This window comes from Spongiactinospora rosea, from assembly GCF_003315795.1.
Taxonomy (GTDB): Bacteria; Actinomycetota; Actinomycetes; order Streptosporangiales; family Streptosporangiaceae; genus Spongiactinospora; species Spongiactinospora rosea.
On record NZ_QMEY01000006.1, the window covers coordinates 43,322 to 62,115 of the forward strand.

Annotated in this window: 20 protein-coding genes; 8 read left to right on the forward strand and 12 right to left on the reverse strand. The window is 72.7% G+C overall.

The window, feature by feature from the left end:
- Positions 1 to 11 precede the first annotated feature (11 nt).
- From DP939_RS16390 to DP939_RS16400, 3 genes are all read left to right on the forward strand, one after another.
- Positions 12 to 593 carry a TetR/AcrR family transcriptional regulator gene (locus DP939_RS16390; RefSeq protein ID WP_113981581.1) on the forward strand — a complete coding sequence of 194 codons (582 nt, stop codon included), beginning with the start codon at positions 12 to 14 and terminating at the stop codon, positions 591 to 593.
- A gap of 96 nt (positions 594 to 689) precedes the next feature.
- Positions 690 to 1,895, forward strand: coding sequence for a cytochrome P450 family protein (locus tag DP939_RS16395; RefSeq protein WP_113981582.1), 1,206 nt, complete (start codon positions 690 to 692; stop codon positions 1,893 to 1,895).
- 160 nt (positions 1,896 to 2,055) lie between these two features.
- Complete coding sequence (locus DP939_RS16400) at positions 2,056 to 2,421, forward strand: winged helix-turn-helix transcriptional regulator (protein WP_113981583.1); 366 nt, start codon at positions 2,056 to 2,058, stop codon at positions 2,419 to 2,421.
- A 22-nt stretch (positions 2,422 to 2,443) separates the two neighbouring features.
- Here the strand turns inward: DP939_RS16400 and DP939_RS16405 are convergent, their stop codons facing one another.
- The 3 genes from DP939_RS16405 to DP939_RS16415 are packed head-to-tail and all read right to left on the reverse strand — an operon-like array spanning position 2,444 to position 4,494.
- On the reverse strand, positions 2,444 to 3,184 hold the full coding sequence (locus DP939_RS16405; protein WP_113981584.1) for a PIG-L deacetylase family protein: 741 nt from the start codon (positions 3,182 to 3,184) through the stop codon (positions 2,444 to 2,446).
- A gap of 36 nt (positions 3,185 to 3,220) precedes the next feature.
- Positions 3,221 to 4,114 carry an SRPBCC family protein gene (locus tag DP939_RS16410; RefSeq protein ID WP_199565205.1) on the reverse strand — a complete coding sequence of 298 codons (894 nt, stop codon included), beginning with the start codon at positions 4,112 to 4,114 and terminating at the stop codon, positions 3,221 to 3,223.
- Positions 4,111 to 4,494, reverse strand: a complete 384-nt coding sequence (locus tag DP939_RS16415) for an ArsR/SmtB family transcription factor (protein ID WP_113981585.1) — start codon at positions 4,492 to 4,494, stop codon at positions 4,111 to 4,113. Before DP939_RS16415 ends, DP939_RS16410 begins: the two co-directional genes overlap by 4 nt.
- Positions 4,495 to 4,585: 91 nt before the next feature.
- On the opposite strand from DP939_RS16415, the gene DP939_RS16420 reads away from it, so the two are divergent.
- From DP939_RS16420 to DP939_RS16430, 3 genes are all read left to right on the forward strand, one after another.
- The gene (locus tag DP939_RS16420) at positions 4,586 to 5,776 is read left to right on the forward strand and encodes an aminotransferase class V-fold PLP-dependent enzyme (RefSeq protein WP_113981586.1); all 1,191 of its coding nucleotides are present in this window, start codon (positions 4,586 to 4,588) and stop codon (positions 5,774 to 5,776) included.
- A 56-nt stretch (positions 5,777 to 5,832) separates the two neighbouring features.
- Entirely contained in the window at positions 5,833 to 8,049 is a 2,217-nt protein-coding gene (gene recD2, locus DP939_RS16425) for an SF1B family DNA helicase RecD2 (protein ID WP_113981587.1), read from the forward strand.
- A 342-nt stretch (positions 8,050 to 8,391) separates the two neighbouring features.
- Positions 8,392 to 9,597 (forward strand): L,D-transpeptidase, encoded by a 1,206-nt coding sequence (locus DP939_RS16430; RefSeq protein ID WP_113981588.1) that lies wholly within the window; start codon positions 8,392 to 8,394, stop codon positions 9,595 to 9,597.
- A 21-nt stretch (positions 9,598 to 9,618) separates the two neighbouring features.
- Here DP939_RS16430 and DP939_RS16435 read toward each other — a convergent pair whose 3' ends face one another.
- Both DP939_RS16435 and DP939_RS16440 read right to left on the reverse strand, forming a co-directional pair.
- Positions 9,619 to 10,128: a GNAT family N-acetyltransferase gene (locus tag DP939_RS16435; protein WP_113981589.1), complete on the reverse strand. Its 510-nt coding sequence runs from the start codon at positions 10,126 to 10,128 to the stop codon at positions 9,619 to 9,621.
- A 49-nt stretch (positions 10,129 to 10,177) separates the two neighbouring features.
- Positions 10,178 to 11,170, reverse strand: a complete 993-nt coding sequence (locus tag DP939_RS16440) for a radical SAM protein (RefSeq protein WP_113981590.1) — start codon at positions 11,168 to 11,170, stop codon at positions 10,178 to 10,180.
- A 166-nt stretch (positions 11,171 to 11,336) separates the two neighbouring features.
- On the opposite strand from DP939_RS16440, the gene DP939_RS16445 reads away from it, so the two are divergent.
- Together DP939_RS16445 and DP939_RS16450 are read left to right on the forward strand one after the other, a co-directional pair.
- Positions 11,337 to 12,386: an aminotransferase class V-fold PLP-dependent enzyme gene (locus DP939_RS16445; RefSeq protein WP_225878288.1), complete on the forward strand. Its 1,050-nt coding sequence runs from the start codon at positions 11,337 to 11,339 to the stop codon at positions 12,384 to 12,386.
- A gap of 43 nt (positions 12,387 to 12,429) precedes the next feature.
- Positions 12,430 to 12,780 (forward strand): ArsR/SmtB family transcription factor, encoded by a 351-nt coding sequence (locus tag DP939_RS16450; protein ID WP_113981591.1) that lies wholly within the window; start codon positions 12,430 to 12,432, stop codon positions 12,778 to 12,780.
- A 22-nt stretch (positions 12,781 to 12,802) separates the two neighbouring features.
- Here DP939_RS16450 and DP939_RS16455 read toward each other — a convergent pair whose 3' ends face one another.
- The 7 genes from DP939_RS16455 to DP939_RS16480 form a co-directional block, all read right to left on the reverse strand.
- Complete coding sequence (locus DP939_RS16455; RefSeq protein ID WP_225878289.1) at positions 12,803 to 13,918, reverse strand: tyrosine-type recombinase/integrase; 1,116 nt, start codon at positions 13,916 to 13,918, stop codon at positions 12,803 to 12,805.
- A gap of 304 nt (positions 13,919 to 14,222) precedes the next feature.
- Positions 14,223 to 15,713, reverse strand: coding sequence for a carboxylesterase/lipase family protein (locus DP939_RS16460; RefSeq protein ID WP_113981592.1), 1,491 nt, complete (start codon positions 15,711 to 15,713; stop codon positions 14,223 to 14,225).
- A gap of 27 nt (positions 15,714 to 15,740) precedes the next feature.
- Entirely contained in the window at positions 15,741 to 16,682 is a 942-nt protein-coding gene (locus DP939_RS16465; protein ID WP_404828589.1) for an MBL fold metallo-hydrolase, read from the reverse strand.
- Between the two features lie 10 nt (positions 16,683 to 16,692).
- Positions 16,693 to 17,073, reverse strand: a complete 381-nt coding sequence (locus DP939_RS45440; RefSeq protein WP_147268017.1) for a hypothetical protein — start codon at positions 17,071 to 17,073, stop codon at positions 16,693 to 16,695.
- A gap of 319 nt (positions 17,074 to 17,392) precedes the next feature.
- Complete coding sequence (locus tag DP939_RS16470) at positions 17,393 to 17,617, reverse strand: FUSC family protein (RefSeq protein ID WP_147268018.1); 225 nt, start codon at positions 17,615 to 17,617, stop codon at positions 17,393 to 17,395.
- A 104-nt stretch (positions 17,618 to 17,721) separates the two neighbouring features.
- Positions 17,722 to 18,147 (reverse strand): hypothetical protein, encoded by a 426-nt coding sequence (locus tag DP939_RS16475; RefSeq protein ID WP_147268019.1) that lies wholly within the window; start codon positions 18,145 to 18,147, stop codon positions 17,722 to 17,724.
- A 141-nt stretch (positions 18,148 to 18,288) separates the two neighbouring features.
- Entirely contained in the window at positions 18,289 to 18,609 is a 321-nt protein-coding gene (locus DP939_RS16480; RefSeq protein WP_113981595.1) for a hypothetical protein, read from the reverse strand.
- Positions 18,610 to 18,794: the final 185 nt, after the last annotated feature.

The following is an 18,794-nucleotide window of genomic DNA, read 5'->3' on the forward strand; positions in this document are numbered from 1 at the left end:
TATTGCCTGGTATGCCGCGCCCGAGTGTGAAGGAAAAACTGGTCGAGTACGCCGAGTCGGTGTTCCGCCGCAAGGGCTTCAACGGCGCCAGCGTGCAGGACATCACCACCGCCGCGGGCGTGCCCAAGGGCTCCTTCTACAACCACTTCCAGAGCAAACAGGAACTCGCCGCCGAGATCGTGCGCCGCTACTGCGACGCCACCGACTTCAGCATGCTCGGCGACACCGGCGCCCGCGAGCACACGGCGCTGGAACGCATTCGCGTCCACTTCGCCATCCAGGCCGAGCGCACCCGCGCCACCGGCGTCGGGTACGGCTGCCTGCTGGTCACCATGGCCAGTGACTCACCGACCTCCGGCGATGAGGTGCGCTCGGCCGTGCAGGAAGGCTTCGACGGATGGACCTGCGCGCTTGCCACGCTGATCGAGGGGGCCCAGCAGGCCGGCCAGATCGCCTCCGCCCGCCGCGCCGCAGACCTGGCCGCCTTCCTGATCGACGCCTTCGAAGGGGGCGCCCTGCGCGGTAAGGCCACCGACGACCACACCGCCTCCATGCGGGCCCTGGACATCGCCCTGGACGCCCTGCGCCCCTGACCCCGCACCTCTCCTCCCGCCCGCCGCGGCCGTAGCAAGGTCTTGATCGAACACGATCTCGATAGGTGACGGCCGCCGCCGACCCGGAGGAGAACGATGACCGACAGCACCGTTTTCGACCAGGACTATCTGCGCGACCCGCACGAGGTCTTCGCGCGGCTGAGAGAGCAGGGCCCGGTCACACCGACCGCCACCGCCCACGGCGTCAAGATCTGGCTGGTCACCCGCTACGACGACGTCAAGGCCGCGATGACCGACCCCCGCATCAGCAAGGCCTTCGCGGGCAACCTTGAGGTGTTCAAGGCCAACGAGCTGGAAGGCGGCGACAGCCGCGGCGCCGCGGCGGTCGTCCCGGACAACATGCTCTTCTCCGACCCGCCCGACCACACGCGGCTGCGCCGCATCGCCGTCAAGGCCTTCACCGCGGGCCGGATCCGCGCGTTGCGCCCCCGCATCGAACAGATCAGCGCGCGCCTCCTCGATCCGCTGGGAACCGAGTTCGACCTGCTGGAGGATTACGCGATCCCGCTGCCCGCGATGGTGATCGGCGAACTGCTCGGCGTACCCGAGGCCGACTGGCCGCGGCTGATCCGCCTGTCGGGCACCGCCATCGAAGGCTCGGCCCACGACCCGGCCGAGGTCGTGGCGGCCGCCCAGGAAACCCTGGCCTACCTCACCGACCTGTGCGCGGCCAAACGGGCCGACCCGGCCGATGACCTGATCAGCGCCATGGTCGCCGTCCACGACGAGGACGGCGGCATCGACGACGTCGAGCTGATCAGCACCTCCTGGGTGCTCATGGTCGCCGGGCACGAGACGACCGTCCACCTGATCGGCAACGGCATGCGCGCGCTGCTGGCCCACCCCGCCCAGATGGCCCGCCTGCGCGCGGACCCCGCGCTGCTGCCCGACGCCATCGAGGAGTTCCTCCGCTACGACGGCCCGGTCGCCACCGGCACCTACCGCTACACCACCGAACCGGTGACGATCGGCGGGGTGGACATCCCCGCGGGGCAGCTCATCGTGGTCTGCCTGCTGTCGGCCAACCGCGACGCCGCACGGTACGAGGACGCCGGCCGCTTCGACATCACCAGGAAACCCGCCCAGCACCTGACCTTCGGGCACGGCGTCCACTACTGCCTGGGCGCCCCGCTGGCCCGCGTCGAAGGCGAGGTCGCCTTCCGGCACCTGCTGGAACGCTTCCCCGGCCTGCGCCCGGCCGTACCCATCGACCGGCTCACCTGGCGGCCGGGCATGCTCATGCACGGCCTGACCGCCCTGCCGGTACGCACCCGCCCCTGACCGGCGACCGCAGGGCATCGGCCGGGCCTGCCGGCCCCATCCAGACCGCATGGGGCGAGCGGGCCGAGCCCGGCGGCGGCACCCGCCCACTAGGCTGGGGGAGTACCCCGCGCACGCGGGGTACCCGCCGAAAAGCCGGTACTACCTTGGGGATGGGGCCATGCCGAGACAGCCGTACCTGTGCGGGCTGGACGCCGCCGTCGACGTCGTCGGCGGCAAATGGAAAGCACTGATCCTGTGGGCGCTCGCCGACGGCGGCCCGCACCGCTTCGGCGAACTCAAACGGCAGGTCCCCGGCGTCAGCGAGAAGATGCTGATCCAGCAGCTTCGCGAACTGGAGGCCGACGAGGTCGTCCACCGCGAGGTCTACCACCAGGTCCCGCCCAAGGTCGAATACTCCCTCACCGAGCTGGGCCGCTCCCTCAACCAGGCACTGGCCCCGCTGGGAGCCTGGGGGGCCCGGCACAAGTCGTTCATCGAGGCCACCCGCGCCGCCGCCGAGGCCGCCGGGCAACCCGCCCGCTGACCCCCCGCCGCCCCTGCGCGGCTCAGCGGGGGAACAGCTCGAACGCCACCGCCGCCACCCCGCCGAACATCGCCCCCTCGGCCGCGGCGGCCCCGGCCAGCAGCTCCCGGGCGTACTCCCGCGGGTCACGGCCGGTCAGCGCCGCGATGTAGGAGCGGTGCTCCAGCAGCGAGGCGATCGCCCGTTCCAGCCCCGGCCCGGCCGCCACCGCGTGCGTCGGATACGGCGAGCCCGACACCGCCACCCACCGCACACCGTCCCACGGCGCGAGCCCCGGCTCGGGAAAGATCCACCGGTTGCCCGCGTCGGCGGCGGCGTCCAGCGCGGCCCGCCCCACCGCCCGGTGATCAGGGGTGTTCCACACCCGCCCGCCGGGCCAGGTGTCATGATGATTGACGGTGATCACCAGCTCGGGGCGGTGCCGGCGGATCGCCAGCGCCAGCTCTCGCCGCAGCGCCGGGCCGTACTCGATGGTGCCATCGGCCAGCCCGAGGAACTCCACCGATTCCACCCCGACGACGGCCGCGGCGGCCCGCTGCTCGCCCTCGCGCACCGGCGCGGCCCGCCGCGGGTCCATCGTGTCGATCCCCGCCTCGCCGCGGGTGGCCAGCAGGTAGGACACGCTGCGCCCCTCATCGGTCCAGGAGGCGATGGCGGCGGCGGTGCCGTACTCCAGGTCATCGGGGTGGGCGACGATGGCCAGCGCCGTGCGCCAGTCGGCGGGCATCGGCTCCAGCGTCGGCCGCGCGGTCGGATCACTCATAACGGCCCCAACCTACCGCCCCCGCCCCCCGGGGGTTCAGCCCGCCGCGCGGCGGACCCGCGCGGCCAGCGCGGCGATGTGGTCGCGCCAGGCCGCCAGCGCCGCCTGCCGGGCGTCGGGCAGATCGGCGGGGCCGTCCTGGGTCAGCACCAGCCGCGCCCCGTGGCCGGTACCGGGCGCCAGCTCGAAACGGACCCGCCCGGCGGGCCGCTCATCGTAGCGCCAGGCGTACTCCAGCCCGGCGCGCGGCGCCGCGCCGCCCTTGTCATCGGTGCCGTCGGTGTCGTCCCACACCTTGGTGACCTCGGCGGCCGGCACCGCGGCGGTGATGAACGCCGCCGGCGGCGCATCGCCGGGCACGGGCGGCGCGTCGCCTCCCAGCAGCATTGCCCACACCTGCCCGACCGGCAGGGTGAGCTGACGTTCGAACCGCACCCGCCACCCGGCGGGGGAGTCGGCGGCCACCCCGTCCTGCAGCCCCAGCCGCGCGACCAGCGTCTCGTGGGCGTCCAGCATCCGTCCCGCCGGCGTGATCGGCGCGCCGCGCAGCAGTTCGTCCATGCCGCTCACGCACGCCTGCCACCCGGCGGCGTAGCTGGCCGCGCCGTAGTGGTCGTCGAAGATGTGGGTGAGCACCAGCAGGCTGTGCCCGCCGTCGGGGATCACCTCCCAGCGCAGGTTCTCCCCCTCCCAGGTGTAGGCGATCACCCGCGGCGGGTCCAGCTCGGTGATCACGCCGGTGCCGGCGCCGGTGAAGGTCACCTTGCCGCCGATCCGCAGCTCCCATTCCACCTGCATCGGGAACCAGTGGGCGAGCCGGGCGGGGTCGGTCAGGGCCTGCCACACCGTGTGCGGCGGATGGGCGAGCCTGCGCTCCATGCGCAGGACGCTGCGGCCCTCCTCGGTGCGCAAGGTCTGCTCCGTGCTCACGTCACATCCTCCTGTCCGGTCATCTCATCGGTCATCTCATCGGTCATCTCATCGGTCATCTCATCGGCGATCTCATCGCGGCCGGAGTCCAGGTGGGCCTCCAGCGCGTCCAGGCTCGTGGCCCACAGCCTGCGGTAGGGGGCCAGCCAGGCGTCGAGCGCGGCCAGCGGCTCGGGACGCAGCTCATACCAGCGCCGCTGCGCCTCGCGGCGGACCGTCACCAGCCCCGCCTCGCGCAGCACCCGCAGGTGCTTGGAGGTGCCGGGCTGGGTGAGGGCCAGGTGCTCGGTCAGCTCCCCGACCGAACGCGGGCGTTCCAGCAGCAGGTCCAGGATGCGGCGCCGGGCCGGTTCGGCGAGTACGTCAAAAGGTACGGACACCCCCTAAACATACCGCCCCGGTTATATGCCCGCAACCGCATGTACAGTGTCCGGGGCCGCCCGCCGCCCCCGCTGGGGCACCATGAAGGGCATGAGCGAAGGCATCGACGTCGAAGCCCTGCGCGCCGACACCCCCGGCTGCGCCCACGTCGCCCACTTCAACAACGCCGGCGCCGCCCTGCCGCCGCGCCCGGTCACCGACGCCGTCATCGCCCACCAGCGACTGGAGGCCCGCATCGGCGGCTATGAGGCCGCCGAGCACGCCGAAAAGGCCATCGCCGGCTCCTATGAGGCCATCGCCGCCCTCATCGGCGCCGCCCCCGACGAGATCGCCTTCATCGAGAACGCCACCCGCGCCTGGGACATGGCCTTCTACTCCATCCCCTTCGCCGCCGGCGATCGCATCCTCACCACCACCAGCGAATACGCCAGCAACGGCATCGCCTTCGCCCAGGTCGCCCGCCGCACCGGCGCCCACGTCCAGGCCGTGCCCGACGACGAGCACGGCCAGATGTCGGTGCAGGCCCTGGCCGCCGAACTCGACCGCGGCCGCGTCGCTCTGGTCGCCGTCAACCACGTCCCCACCCACAACGGGCTCATCAACCCCGCCCGGCGGATCGGCGCCCTGTGCCGCCGGGCGGGCGTCCCCTTCCTGCTGGACGCCTGCCAGTCGATCGGCCAGTTCCCGGTCGATGTCGCCGACATCGGCTGCGACATGCTGTCGGCCACCGGCCGCAAGTTCCTGCGCGGCCCGCGCGGCACCGGCTTCCTGTACGTGCGCCGCGACCTGGCCGCCCGCCTGGAACCGCCGTTCCTGGACCTGCACTCGGCCACCTGGACCGCCCCCGGCGCCTACACCATCCGCCCCGATGCCCGCCGCTTCGAGACCTGGGAACGCAACGTCGCCGGGCAGATCGGCCTCGGCGTCGCCGCCGGCTACGCCACCGCGGTGGGCCTGGCCGCCACCGGCCGCCACATCCGCGGCCTGGCCGACGGCCTTCGCCGCCGCCTGGCCGACCTGCCCCACGTCACCGTCCTGGACCGCGGCGAGCACCGCTGCGGCATCGTCACCTTCGACGTGCGCGGCCACCGCCCCGCCGACGTCAAACGCGCGCTGCGCGAACACGCCGTCAACCTCAGCGTCACCGACATCGCCCACCACCGCCTGGACGCCCCCACCGTGCCCGCCGCCCTGCGCGCCTCACCGCACCACTACAACACCGAGACCGAGATCGACCACCTGGCCGGCCTCATCGCCCGGATCGCCGCCCGCCGCCCCTGAAGCGCCCCCCTCAAGCGCCCCGGCCGCCGTCGGCGGCGGCTGGTTTAATACCGGGCATGGCACACCAGGCCCCGGCCGGAGACCCGCCCGGCACCACCATCACCGGGGTTCTGGAACGCGTCACCTACGCCAACGAGGAGACCGGCTACACCATCGCCCGCATGGCCACCGAACGCGGCGGCGATGACCTGCTCACCGTCGTCGGCCCGCTGCTCGGCGCCCAGGTGGGGGAGTCGCTGCGGCTGCGGGGCCGCTGGACCTCCCACCCCCGCTACGGCAGGCAGTTCGAGGTCTGGTCCTACCACACGGTGCTGCCGGCGACCATCCAGGGCATCCAGCGCTACCTCGGGTCGGGCCTGATCAAGGGCATCGGCCCCAAGATGGCCGAACGCATCGTCGGCCACTTCGGCACCGACACCCTGGACGTCATCGAAAAAGACCCCGCGCGCCTGGCCGAGGTCCCCGGCCTGGGCCCCAAGCGCACCAAGATGATCGCCGCCGCCTGGGAGGAACAGAAGATCATCAAGGAGGTGATGGTGTTCCTCCAGGGCGTCGGGGTGTCCACCTCCATCGCGGTGCGCATCTTCAAGCAGTACGGCGAACGTTCCATCGACGTGGTCCGCACCGAGCCCTACCGGCTGGCCGACGACGTGTGGGGGATCGGCTTCAAGACCGCCGACACCATCGCCCAGGCCGTCGGCATCCCGCACGACAGCCCCGAACGCGTCAAGGCCGGCCTTCGCCACACCCTGTCCCAGGCCGCCGACGACGGCCACTGCTACCTGCCCGCCCCCAACCTCGTCTCCGACGCCGTCAAGATCCTCGGCGTGCCCGCCGACCAGGTCGCCGCCCACCTGGGCGACCTGGCAGCCGAAGAGGGCGTCATCGCCGAGGACGTCCCCACCGAGCAGGGCGAGGTCCCCGCGGTGTACCTGGTGCCCTTCCACCGGGCCGAGGTGTCCCTGGCCTCCTCCCTCAGCGCCCTGCTGCGCGGCGGCGGCGACCGGATGCCCGCCTTCGCCCACGTCGACTGGGACCGCGCGCTGGCCTGGCTGCGCGAACGCACCGGCCACGACCTGGCCACAGAGCAGGCCCAGGCCGTGCGGCTGGCGCTGACCGCCAAGGTCGCCGTCCTGACCGGCGGCCCCGGCTGCGGCAAGTCCTTCACGGTGCGTTCCATCGTCACCCTGGCCCGCGCCAAGAAGGCCAAGGTCATCCTCGCCGCCCCGACCGGGCGGGCCGCCAAGCGCCTGGCCGAGCTGACCGGGCACGAGGCCACCACCGTGCACCGCCTGCTGCAGCTGCGCCCCGGCGGGGACGCCACCTTCGACCGCGACAACCCGCTGGACGCCGACCTGGTCGTGGTCGATGAGGCCTCCATGCTGGACCTGCTCCTGGCCAACAAGCTCCTCAAAGCCGTACCGCCCGGCGCGCACCTGCTGCTGGTGGGGGACGTCGACCAGCTGCCCTCCGTCGGCGCCGGGGAGGTCCTGCGCGACCTGCTGGCCGCCGAGCAGATCCCCCGGGTACGCCTCACCCAGATCTTCCGCCAGGCCCAGCAGTCCGGCGTGGTCGTCAACGCCCACCGCATCAACTCCGGCCTGCCGCCCGCCCTGGCCGGGATGACCGACTTCTTCCTGTTCCCCTGCGATGACGCCGAGGAGATCGCCGCCCTGACCGTCGATGTGGTGGCCCGGCGCATCCCCCGCAAGTTCGGCCTGGACGCCCGGCGCGACGTGCAGGTCCTGGCCCCCATGCACCGCGGCGCGGCCGGCGCCGGGGCGCTGAACGCCGCCCTGCAGGAGGCCATCACCCCGGCGCGCGAGGGCCTGCCCGAACGCCGCTACGGCGGGCGCGTCTTCCGCGTCGGCGACAAGGTCACCCAGCTGCGCAACAACTACGAGAAGGGCGCGGCCGGGGTGTTCAACGGCACCGTCGGCGTGGTCAGCGCCATCCGCCCGGAAGATCAGTCCCTGACCGTGCTGACCGATGAGGACGAGCAGGTCGAGTACGCCTTCGACGAGCTCGACGAGCTCGCCCACGCCTACGCGGTGTCCATCCACCGTTCCCAGGGCAGCGAGTACCCGGCCGTGGTGGTGCCGCTGTCGACCTCGGCGTGGATGATGCTGCAGCGCAACCTGCTGTACACGGCGGTGACCCGGGCCAAGCGCCTGGTGGTGATCGTCGGCTCGCGCCGGGCGCTGGCGCAGGCGATCCGCACCCGCGGCGCGGGGCGCCGCCACACCGGCCTGACCCACCGCCTGACCCCCTGATCCCGGCCCTGCTGATCCCGGTCCCGGTGTATTGATCCCGGTCCGCTGATCGGGGCGGCCGTGCCGTGCCCGCCGCGGCCCTCTTGACCCGTCCTTGACGGCTCTGTGAAGCGGCCCCGGGGCCCCATGTATGCCCAGATTCGTCCGCATGCGAGTCAACATTCGTGACACCTGATGCGTCTACTACGTGGGGATCGATCACTTGATGCGGGACTTACCGCGACTTGGGAGAGAATAGATACGGGATGTGTCCACGTATGTGGTGATCAGTGTATCTATGTCCGATCTTGGATCGTCCTCAACTAGGGTTGACCGAGCTTTGCCGTACTGGGGGAGATAGCAGTGCACAACCTTGACCGCCGCTGGAAGGGACCGCTGACAGGACTGGCGGTAGCGGCATCGGCCCTTTTGGTCACCTCCTGCTCCGGTGGCACCGCCACCACCGGCGCGGCCCCCGCCTCGGCCGAAAAACCCGCCGCCGCCGCCTCGCCGCCCACCATCACGGTGACCCCCGCCGACGCCGCCAAGAAGGTCCGCCCGGAAAAGCGCGTCGTCATCGCCGCCGCCGACGGCGCCCTGCAGCAGGTCACCGTCACCGCCAAGGGCGACCAGGAGCCCGTGCAAGGCGAATTCGACGCGGCCAAGGGCCGCTGGGTCTCCAGCGGCCCCCTCAAGCCCGCCACCACCTACACCGTCACCGTCACCGCCACCGGCGCCGGCGGCCCCGCCGAGCACACCAGCAGCTTCACCACCCTCAAGCCCGCCCGTGAACTGGCCATCGCCGATGTCACCCCCAGCCTCCAAGGCGAGAAGGTCGGCGTCGGAGCGCCCATCATCGTCACCTTCACCCAGCCCGTCGGCGACCGCCGGGCTGTTGAGAAGGCCCTGCAGGTCGAGGCCGAAAAGCCCGTCGAGGGCGCCTGGCGGTGGATCACCGACACCCAGGTCATCTACCGCACCGCCAAGCTCTGGCCCGCCCACCAGAAGGTCACCTTCACCGCCGACCTGGAAGGCGTCCGCGCCGCCCGCGACATGTACGGCGTCAAGGACATGACCAAGACCATCAAGATCGGCGCCAAGGTCATCAGCACCGTCGACACGCGCAAGAAGACCATGACCGTCAAACGCGACGGCAAGACCGTCAAGAAGATGCTGATCAGCGCCGGCCGGGCCAACACGCGCGAGTACACCACCACCAGCGGCGTCCACCTCACCATGGAGAAGGCCAACCCGGTCCGGATGATCTCCCCGGGGCGCAAGAAGGGCGACCCCGAATACTACGACGAGTTGATCAACCACGCGGTGCGCATCTCCAACTCCGGCGAGTACGTCCACGCCAAGGGCAACGTCTGGGCCCAGGGCCGCCAGAACGTCAGCCACGGCTGCATCAACGCCCGCCCCGACCAGGCCAAATGGTTCCACGACACGATGCAGCGCGGCGACGTGGTGATCGTCAAGGGCACCGACCGCGACCTGGAATGGAACAACGGCTGGGGCTACTGGCAGATGCCGTTCAAGCAGTGGAAGAAGGGCAGCGCGCTGTCGTGACCCGCCCCGGGTGGGGTCCGCTCACGGGCGGGGCCCCACCCGCCGCTGCAGCACCTGCCCCGGCCAGGCCCCCACGGTGAAGGCCCCGGCGCGGGTGAACCCACGCCCCTCGTAGTAGCGCACCAGCCGCCCATCATCGCCGGCGTAGCAGTCGACCCGCACCAGCCCGATCCCGGCCCGCGCCGCCTCGGCCACCGCGTGTTCCAGCAGCGCCGCGCCCACCCCCCGCCCGGCGAACCGGCGGCCGGTCACCAGCCCCTGCACGTACAGCTCCGGCTCGGCCACCGGCGGCACGTATCCCAGAGCGGCGCCCAGCGCCATGCACCCGGCGGGGCGGCCCTCCAGCACCGCAATGCGCATCCCGCCACCCGACGCCCAGCGGCTCACCGTCTCCACCCGGGCCGCCTGCCGCGAGAACGGCTCCGTGCCCCACTGCCCGGTGCGGCCCTGCCCGGCGAGCCAGGCCACCGCGCCGTCGAACATCGCCAGCACCGCCGGCACGTCCCCCAGCCCGCCATGGCGAATCTCCATCGCCGGATCCTACGCGCCGCCCCGCCCGCCGATCCAGTGGGGGAGCGCCCTACACCAGCGCCAGCTGATGCGCCCGCGGCCCCGCCGAGCCCGCCAGCGGGCCCGCCGTCCGCAGGCCGAACGCCGCCGCCAGCCGCTCCACCTGCCCGATGATGCGCCCCCGGTAGGCCGGATCGGCGTCGGCGCCCTCGCCGTACAGCTCCTCATACCGCCCGACCAGCCGCGGATGCCGCTCGCCCAGCCACCCGAAGAACCACTCGCGCGCCCCCGGCGGCAGCCGCAACACCAGCGGCAGCACCTCACCGGCGCCGCTGGCCGCGATCCGCCGCACCGTCGCCTGCAACTGGTCGGCGCCGTCGGTCAGGCACGGCAGGATCGGCGCCATCGTCACCGCGCACGGCACCCCCCGCGCGACCAGGTCCGACACCAGCTCCAGCCGCCGCTGCGCGCTGGGGGCGCCCGGCTCCACCGCCCGCCGTACCTGCTCATCGACGAACGCGATCGACACCGCCACCCGGCCGCCCGCCGCCGCGGCGGCCTCGGCCAGCAGGCCGGCGTCCCGCGCCACCAGGGCCCGCTTGGTGTACACCGTGAACGGGTTGCCCGCATCGCGAAAGGCCGCCAGCAACCCCGGCATCAGCCGGTACCGCTCCTCGGCCGGCTGGTAGCAGTCACCGCCCACCCCGACCGCGACCGGCTCGCCCCGCCACCCGGGGGCGGTCAGCTCCTCCCGCAGCCGGCCCACCACATTGGGCCGCACCACGATCTGCGTGGCGAACCCCTCCCCGGAGTCCAGCCCCAGCCTGCGATGCGCGCCCCGCCCCGAGCAGTAGCGGCACGCCGCCGCACACCCCCGGTAGGGGCTCACCCCCCACCGCTCCACCGGCTCGGCCTCATCACCCAGCCGCTCCAGCGCCGCGCGGGCCTGCACCTCGGCAAGCCGCGTGCCCTGCGGGCCGGGCCGCACGACCGCGCCGCGCGGCATCCGCGGACCCGCCGGGGCGGCGCCGGGGTCGATGAGCGAAAGCGCGTCCCAACCCATGAGGTCAAGTGGAACACGTATTCGAGGACGGTTGCAAGCGATTCGCCGACTCCCGCGCGCCTCCCCGCCGATGACGCCGAAGCGGCGGCCGATACCGTGGAAGAACCGATCACCGCCCCGGGGAGGTCCCGATGCGCCCGCCCTGCCCCAGCACCAGCACCCGCCGATGACCGACCCCGCGCTGCCCCTGCACGCCGCCCGCGCCCTGTGGGACCCCCGGCCCGGCTGGCTCAACACCGCCAGCTACGGCCTGCCGCCGCGCACCGCCGTGGCCGAACTGCACCGCGTCATCGGCCAGTGGCAGCGCGGCGACACCGACTGGACCGCCTGGGACGCCGCCACCGGCCGCGCCCGCGACGCCTTCGCCCGCCTCGTCGCCGCCCCCGCCGCCGACATCGCCGTCGGCGCCACCGTTTCCCAGGCCCTGTCGGCGCTGGCCGCCGCCCTGCCCGCAGACGCCGAAGTCCTCGCCCCCGAAGAGGAGTTCACCTCCAACCTGTTCCCCTGGGCGGTCGGCGCCCGCCTGCGCACCGTCCCGCTGGACCGCCTCGCCGACGCCGTCACCGCCCGCACCCGCGTCGTCGCCTTCAGCCTCGTCCAATCCGCCGACGGCCGCCGGGCCCCCATCGCCGACGTCCTCACCGCCGCCCGCGACCACGACGCCCTCACCGTCACCGACGCCAGCCAGGCGTGCGGCTGGCTGCCCGTCCAGGCCACCCGCTTCGACGTGCTGACCTGCGCCGCCTACAAATGGCTGATGGCCCCCCGGGGCGCCACCTACACCTACCTGTCGCCCCGCGCCCGCGACCACATGCGGCCCATCGCCGCCAACTGGTACGCCGGATCAGACCCCGGCGGCTCCTACTACGGGCCGCCGCTGCGCCTGGCCCCCGACGCCCGCGCCTTCGACCTGTCCCCGGCGTGGTTCAGCCAGGTCGGCGCCGCCGTCACCCTGCAACTGCTCGGCCGCATCGGCGTGGCCGCCGTACACGAGCACGACACCGCGCTGTCCGCCCGCTTCCACGCCGGCCTGGGCCTCGCCCCCACCGGCGGGGCCATCGCCACCGCCACCGCAGGCCCCGCCGCGCTGCGGCGCCTGGCCGAGGCCGGAGTGCGCGCCGCCGTACGCGCCGGGCGGATCCGCGTCTCCTTCCACCTCTACACCACCGAAGACGACGTCGACCGCGCCGTCGCCGCCCTCACCGGCCACAGCTAAATCAGCGTTGACTTATATAAGCGGTACCTGACACGATGGTCGCGTGCACGCCTTCGACGTCCTGGGAGACCCCGTCCGCCGCCGCATCCTCGAACTCCTCACCGACGGCGAACTCCCCGCAGGGGAGATCACCACCGCCATCCAACACGAATTCGGCATCTCCCAGCCCGGCGTCTCCCAGCACCTGCGCGTCCTGCGCGACAACGGCTTCGCCACCGTCCGCCCCGAAGGCACCCGCCGCCTCTACACCGTCGACCCCGCCGGCCTGCGCGAAGCCGACACCTGGCTCGCCGCCTTCCGCCGCTTCTGGACCCCCCACCTCGACGCCCTCGGCACCGAGATCGCCCGCGGCAAACGCGACCGCCGCCGCGCCGCCGAAACAGGGGAGCGGTAACCCCGCCATCACCGCCCGGCCTTCACCGCTCACCCGGATCACGCAGCAGCGGATGCGCCCGCATCGCCACCTCCAGTTCCCCGGGCAGCTCATCGCGGTAACGCCCCAGCGTCGACAGATCACTGTGCCCCAGCACCCGCCGCACCGCGTCCATGTCCACCGCGTCGGCCAGCAGATGCGTCGCCGTCGTGTGCCGCAACCCGTGCGGGGTCACCGTACGCCGATGCGCCGCCGCCACCCCCTGCTGCACCCGATCGATCACCGCCTGCACATCACCCCGCGCCAGCCGCCTGCCCCGCCACGACAACAACAACGCCCCGCCCGGGCCCTCACCACCCGGCCCGCCCCCGGCACACCGCCGCCGCTCACCCCCCACATATCCGTCCAGCACCGCCGCCACATCCGCCGGCAACGGCACATCCCGCGTCCGGCCCCCCTTACCGAAGATCCGCCAATAGCGCACCCCGTCGTTGACGAAGAAATCCTCCACATTGGCCCGCACCAGCTCCGACACCCGCGGACCCACCGCGACCAGCAGCAACACCACCAGCGCATCCCGCACCTCCATGCGCTGATCACGCCGCCGCGCCCGCCCCGCGTTCTCACCCGCCCCCAAGGACCGCGCCGCCCCGATCAACCCCGTCGCCTGCTCCCGCGTCAACGCCCGCCGCTCGGCCCGCAACCCGCCCCGCTGACGCGCCGACACCGTCACCGCCGCCATCGGATCCACCTGAACCCACCCCGACAGCACCGCATGCTTGAACAACGCCGAGACCGAACGCCGAAACCGCGCCTGGGAGGCCGCGCTCTGCACCGCCCCACCCGAAGGCCGCGCCGCCGCCGCGGCCGGGCGCCGCCCGTCCGGCTTACACGCGAACGCCAGCAACACCGCGTCCACATCGCCCCCATCAAGATCATCCAGCACCCGCTCGGCACCGGCCAGCCCGACGAACGTCGCCACATCCCGCGCATAGACCTCCGCCGTCGCCGGCGACAACCCGCCCGTCAACGTCCGCGCCCGGACCAGCTCCACATAACGATCGGCCGCCTCGGCGACCGACACACGGTTCAACGCAGCGGGCCGCATGATCTCGGCGATCCCTTCCAACCGGCGACAGCAGAACGACGTGATCGCCAACCTACCCGCCGCCGCCGACATTTCCCGAAACCCCCGGCGAACCCGGGGGAGCGGCGAAGACGACCCGTCCGCGCGGCCTCAACCCCAGGATGGCGTCCCACCCAGTGGTGTAAAAGTCCAGTGATCACGGTCATACCTGGTGGACCGGCAGGAACGGCCGTGGTCCGCCGGATCGTGACCGCCCGGCCGCACCCCCACGGGCGCCGCAACGGCGAGACGCACGACGGCGGTGCCCGGCGCCCGTCAACGGCGGTCCGCCGGAACGCGGTGCCAGGCGGCATTTCCACCACTCGTGGGGACGCCATCAACCCCAGACCCGGCGCTCCCGCGCCCGGGGGTCATCGACCAGCGTCCACTCCGCGTCGATGCGCATGGTCGCCCTGCGCCCGCCGTCGTAGCGGTCCCAGCCGGGATCGCCCGTCCTGGCGAACCGGATCCAGGTCTCATGGACACGGGCCGCCAGGCCCGCCGGGGCCACGCCGGGGCCCAGCAGCGCGCCGGGACCGTGCAACCCGGGCCGATCCGCCACATCGAAGACGAACGGCAGCTCGACCGCATGGGCCGCGCCCAGCTCCCCGCCCAGGGCCTCAGAACGCCAGGCGAACTCATAAACATAGGTACCCGGCCCGCGATGAGCGGCATGCGCCCCGGCCAGGGCCCAAGTGCCCGCCCCGAACAGGGCATCACCCATGATCGCCGAACGCAGCTCCGCGGGCGACGCCTCCGGACGCGACCCGCGGTAGGCGGCGAGAAGCCGCGCCGGATCCGGATGCGAACGCGCCGCCGCCTCATCGACGTCGGCGGCGGTCGAGGCGGCGTACCCGCCGACCGGCACCAGGTAAAGGTTGCCCTCCTCGGCATTGGTGCCGGCGAGCAGGCCGACATCGGCGCCCAGGCCGGCGGCGACCGCTTCGGCGGGCTGCACCTCCAGGACCAGGCTGAAAGGGCTGAGCCCGATCAGCGGGTCGCCGCGCGTCCCGGTCCGAAGATCGATGCCCGAAAGCAGGGACGCGGCCCGCACCAGACGCTCGTCGCAGACACCGGCGAACGCGCCCACATCCGGCTCGACGCCCAAGGCCCCGGCCGCCGCCGCGGTGACACGGGCCGCCTGCTCGGCGCTGAACGCCCCCAGGCCGCTGCCGCTCTGCACGATCACCCGCCGGAACAGGCCCGCGGCCCGGGGGTCGGCGAGGACACCGCCGACGATCGTCGCCCCCGCCGACTGCCCGAAAAGCGTGACATTGCCCGGGTCGCCGCCGAAGGCCGCAATGTTCTCCCGCACCCAGCCCAGCGCGGCGATCACGTCCAGCAGGCCGCGGTTGGCGGGCGCCCCGGGGACGTCCAGGAACCCGGCGATGCCGAGCCGGTAGTTCAAGGTGACCAGGACGACGCCGTCGCGGGCGAACGCCGAACCGTCGTACAACCCCGAGCGCGTCGAACCGGCGACGAACCCGCCGCCATGAACGAACACCATGACCGGCAGCCCATCGCCCCCGGCCGCCGGCGCGAACACGTTCACCGTCAGGTAATCCTCCCCGCGGCTCCAACCCGCACCGAAATAGGGAGACATGTCGATACCGCCGAGGGTGCGCTCGGACTGCGGCGCAGTGGGACCCGCCACCGTCGCATCCCGCACACCACCCCACGGCACATGCGGCCGCGGCGGCATGAAACGCCCCACGCCACGCGGCGGAGCGGCGTAAGGAATGTTCAAGAACCTGAGCGCGGCGCCATCACGCACACCGCGCACCGCCCCCTGCGCGGTGACCACGACGAGACCAGGATGATCGTTCACAAAGATGCCTTTCCGCTCCGCAAGGACTCAGACCTGCTCGGTGTACGGGGCGAACGGCGCCCAGCCCTTGACGGCGAACTTGTCCCCCTCCCGGACGACCTCAGCGGCACCATGGCCGCCCAGATGCGCCGGAACGACCAGCGCGTTGTTATCGGCCGCCCAGCCCAGCAACCTGCGGCGGGTGGCGCGGGCCCCGGCCGGGTCCTCACAAAAACAACTATTGGAATCGGGCTCGTGGATCTGGACCGGACTGTGCAGCAGGTCCCCGACGAACACGGCCCGCTCCGACCCCGACTCCAGCCTCAGCACCGACGAACCCGGCGTGTGCCCCGGCGCCAGATCCAGCCGCAGACTGCCGTCGATGCGATGCCCCTCCTCCCACAACAGGACCTGACCGGCCTCGCGCACCGGGGCGACGCTGTCTTCGAAGACGTTCTGGTTGCCGCGGCCCAGCAGGGGCTTGTGCTCGTTGGCGGGATTCCAGAAGTCGAAGTCCGCCCTGGACATCAGATAGGTGGCGTTGGGGAACGTCGGCACCCAACTCCGGCCCTCAAGGTAGGTATTCCAGCCGACATGGTCGATGTGCAGATGCGTGTTGATCACGATGTCGACGTCCTCGGGACGGACCCCCGCACGGGCAAGATCGCCCAGGAAGTCGGTGTTCAACCGGTTCCACACGGGCGCGTACGGGCGGTCCTTGTGATTGCCGACGCCCGTGTCGACCAGAATGACCCTTCCCTCACTGCGCAGCACCCACGTCTGGATCGCCGAATTGACGATCCGCGTCCGGCCGTCCAGGAAATCCGGCACCAGCCAGGAACGATGCGCCTCCCACGCCTCCGCCGGGCTACCGGGGAAGAACACCTCCGGCGCCATGTCAACAGGACCGAAATACTCCCGGACCCGGGTCAGCGTCACATCGCCCAACGTGATGGTGTCCACCGCCGCCTCCACTTCGATCGGTTCCACGAACCCGCCCTCACTCCCCGGACGACCCCGTCCGGCAATCGTGCTCCGCCCCGGGCACCGCGCGGTATGAGTCACCTGACTGCTCCCAAAGCCCGGCCCAGCGCCACCAACGCCGCACCCAGACGCCCGATGCGCAACAGCAGACGCCGCCGCGACGACGACGACCGTCCGCGACCGCCCGCCGCTCCCCGGCGAGCAGGAACAACGCACCGCCCACCTCCGGCCGCACCGAACCCGGCCCCGCGACCGCCCGGCGATGCGCCAGACCGATCAGGCACCTCACCCTGCCGCCGCCCGCCACCCGGGCCGCACACCCGGCCTCGACGCCCAGCGGCAGCCGCCCGGCCACCACCGCCGCGCTCCGCGCGTGATGGGCACCGGCCTCCAGCACCTCCGGCAGATGGCGAACGCGATCACGACGCCCCCGCCGCGGATTCAACGGATGGATCAGCGGCAGACAGGCCCCACGGAAGGGCTCCAGCGCCTGATCGAGATCACGGACCGCACCGCCTCGCTACCCGGGCCCCCACCGTCGCCTGCAGGAGACGCCCCAGGGCCGCCACGACCTGCACCAGCCCCTCATCACCCGCCCGGCGTACCGTCAACAGGCGACACGACCACCGCGGCCACGACGCCGCACACCACCCCCAGCGCCGTCTCCTGCACGCGCACGACGAGCACGCCTCCAACAACGACGGCAGCATGCTCAGCTACGCGCCGGGCGGGGTGTAGAACATCCCGAACATGCACACCAGCAGCAACACCACCACCAGCGGCAACGACCCGGCCGACACGGCAAGGCCATAACCGAGCACCGCGCCGGCGACCGTGCCCGCGAACCGGCGCACACCCTGCAGCACAACCTCACCGGCGCTCTCGGTGTCGATGAACACCACCTGACCGGGGGAGACCAGATGGCCACCCACAACGGACAACGCGCACGCCGCGCTCACCTGATCGCGATACCGCCAGGGCAGGCGCCGAGGCGGGCGGTGGGGGAGCGGCGCCCACAGCGGGAAGACGCACGGCCGCGGCCAGTTCACCGATCCCGCCCAGGCAATCCCGCAACACGGCCGGCACACCCGGCCCCCATCGCCGGGCCGTCCCCGCCTGCCCGCTCCACCGGCCGGGAAGCGAGCCCCTCGCCCAAGATGGGGACCCGCGCCGCAAGCCGCCGCCGCACGACCGGTTCCCCTCCGCCGGCCGACGGGGCACAGGCCGCGCGGACCGCGAGCACACCCAGCCGCCGGGCGGCCACCTCCACCCGCCACACGTACCTCAGAACCCGGCCGTCGCCCGCCTCATCGCCCGCGCGCTCGGCGAGAAAGTCCCCGATCAGCAGCACGACCGCGTGGAGCCCGCCCAAACGCCGCTCCAACGACCTCACCATGCCCGCGTCCCGCCCGGCGATCACCAGCGCGTCCGTGCCCCGCAGCACCCCACCCAGCCGCACATCGCCGCACATCGAAGGCACGCCGCAGCCGGGCGAGAACACGAGAGGACGTCAAGAACCCCGGCAAGCGCCAAACGACCGCCACCACACCGAACGCCACGAGCACGGCCGCCCCCGCGCCGACGAACTGCGCCAGAAAGAAGCCCATGAAGCCTAAGACGCCCACCCCCTGCCCCCTTGGCACCGTACCTGCGCACACGAACCCGCCAGACAGATCACCACCAGGAACACGACCCCCGCCGCGACCGCCCCGGCGGCCACAGCCGCCGAGAACACCACAACCCCCGGCCCCAGCGTGATGAGCCGGTCGCGCCGGTGCAGATCCCTGACCGCCGGCGACGCCGCCATCGCGGTGAACCCACCGGCGAGCAACGCCGTACCCGGCCACCCCAGCGCCGCCGAAACCGCCAGGGACGCCGCGCCGCCCAAAACGGCGCGCACCGCCGAGGCCAGACGCATCAGCTCCGGGCCCACCCCGGGCCCACCCCGGGTCCACCGCGGCCGAACGGGCGGCCGGACGGCCCCACGGCAACGCCGCCTTCCCTGCCACCATGACCGTCCCCGCACGACCTTCCACCGGCCAACGAGCCGATCACCAGTCTCCGCGGGCCGACGATCCACCCGGTATGCCTCAAGTGACTGCTCGCCGCGCCGTACCG

Excerpts from the sequence above, each read along its gene's own strand:
- DP939_RS16390 (WP_113981581.1), top strand. The coding sequence starts at position 12 with ATGCCGCGCCCGAGTGTGAAGGAAAAACTGGTCGAGTACGCCGAGTCG.
- DP939_RS16395 (WP_113981582.1), top strand. The coding sequence starts at position 690 with ATGACCGACAGCACCGTTTTCGACCAGGACTATCTGCGCGACCCGCAC.
- DP939_RS16400 (WP_113981583.1), top strand. The coding sequence starts at position 2,056 with ATGCCGAGACAGCCGTACCTGTGCGGGCTGGACGCCGCCGTCGACGTC.
- DP939_RS16405 (WP_113981584.1), bottom strand. The coding sequence starts at position 3,184 with ATGAGTGATCCGACCGCGCGGCCGACGCTGGAGCCGATGCCCGCCGAC.
- DP939_RS16420 (WP_113981586.1), top strand. The coding sequence starts at position 4,586 with ATGAGCGAAGGCATCGACGTCGAAGCCCTGCGCGCCGACACCCCCGGC.
- recD2 (WP_113981587.1), top strand. The coding sequence starts at position 5,833 with ATGGCACACCAGGCCCCGGCCGGAGACCCGCCCGGCACCACCATCACC.
- DP939_RS16435 (WP_113981589.1), bottom strand. The coding sequence starts at position 10,128 with ATGGAGATTCGCCATGGCGGGCTGGGGGACGTGCCGGCGGTGCTGGCG.
- DP939_RS16440 (WP_113981590.1), bottom strand. The coding sequence starts at position 11,170 with ATGGGTTGGGACGCGCTTTCGCTCATCGACCCCGGCGCCGCCCCGGCG.
- DP939_RS16445 (WP_225878288.1), top strand. The coding sequence starts at position 11,337 with ATGACCGACCCCGCGCTGCCCCTGCACGCCGCCCGCGCCCTGTGGGAC.
- DP939_RS16475 (WP_147268019.1), bottom strand. The coding sequence starts at position 18,147 with ATGTGCGGCGATGTGCGGCTGGGTGGGGTGCTGCGGGGCACGGACGCG.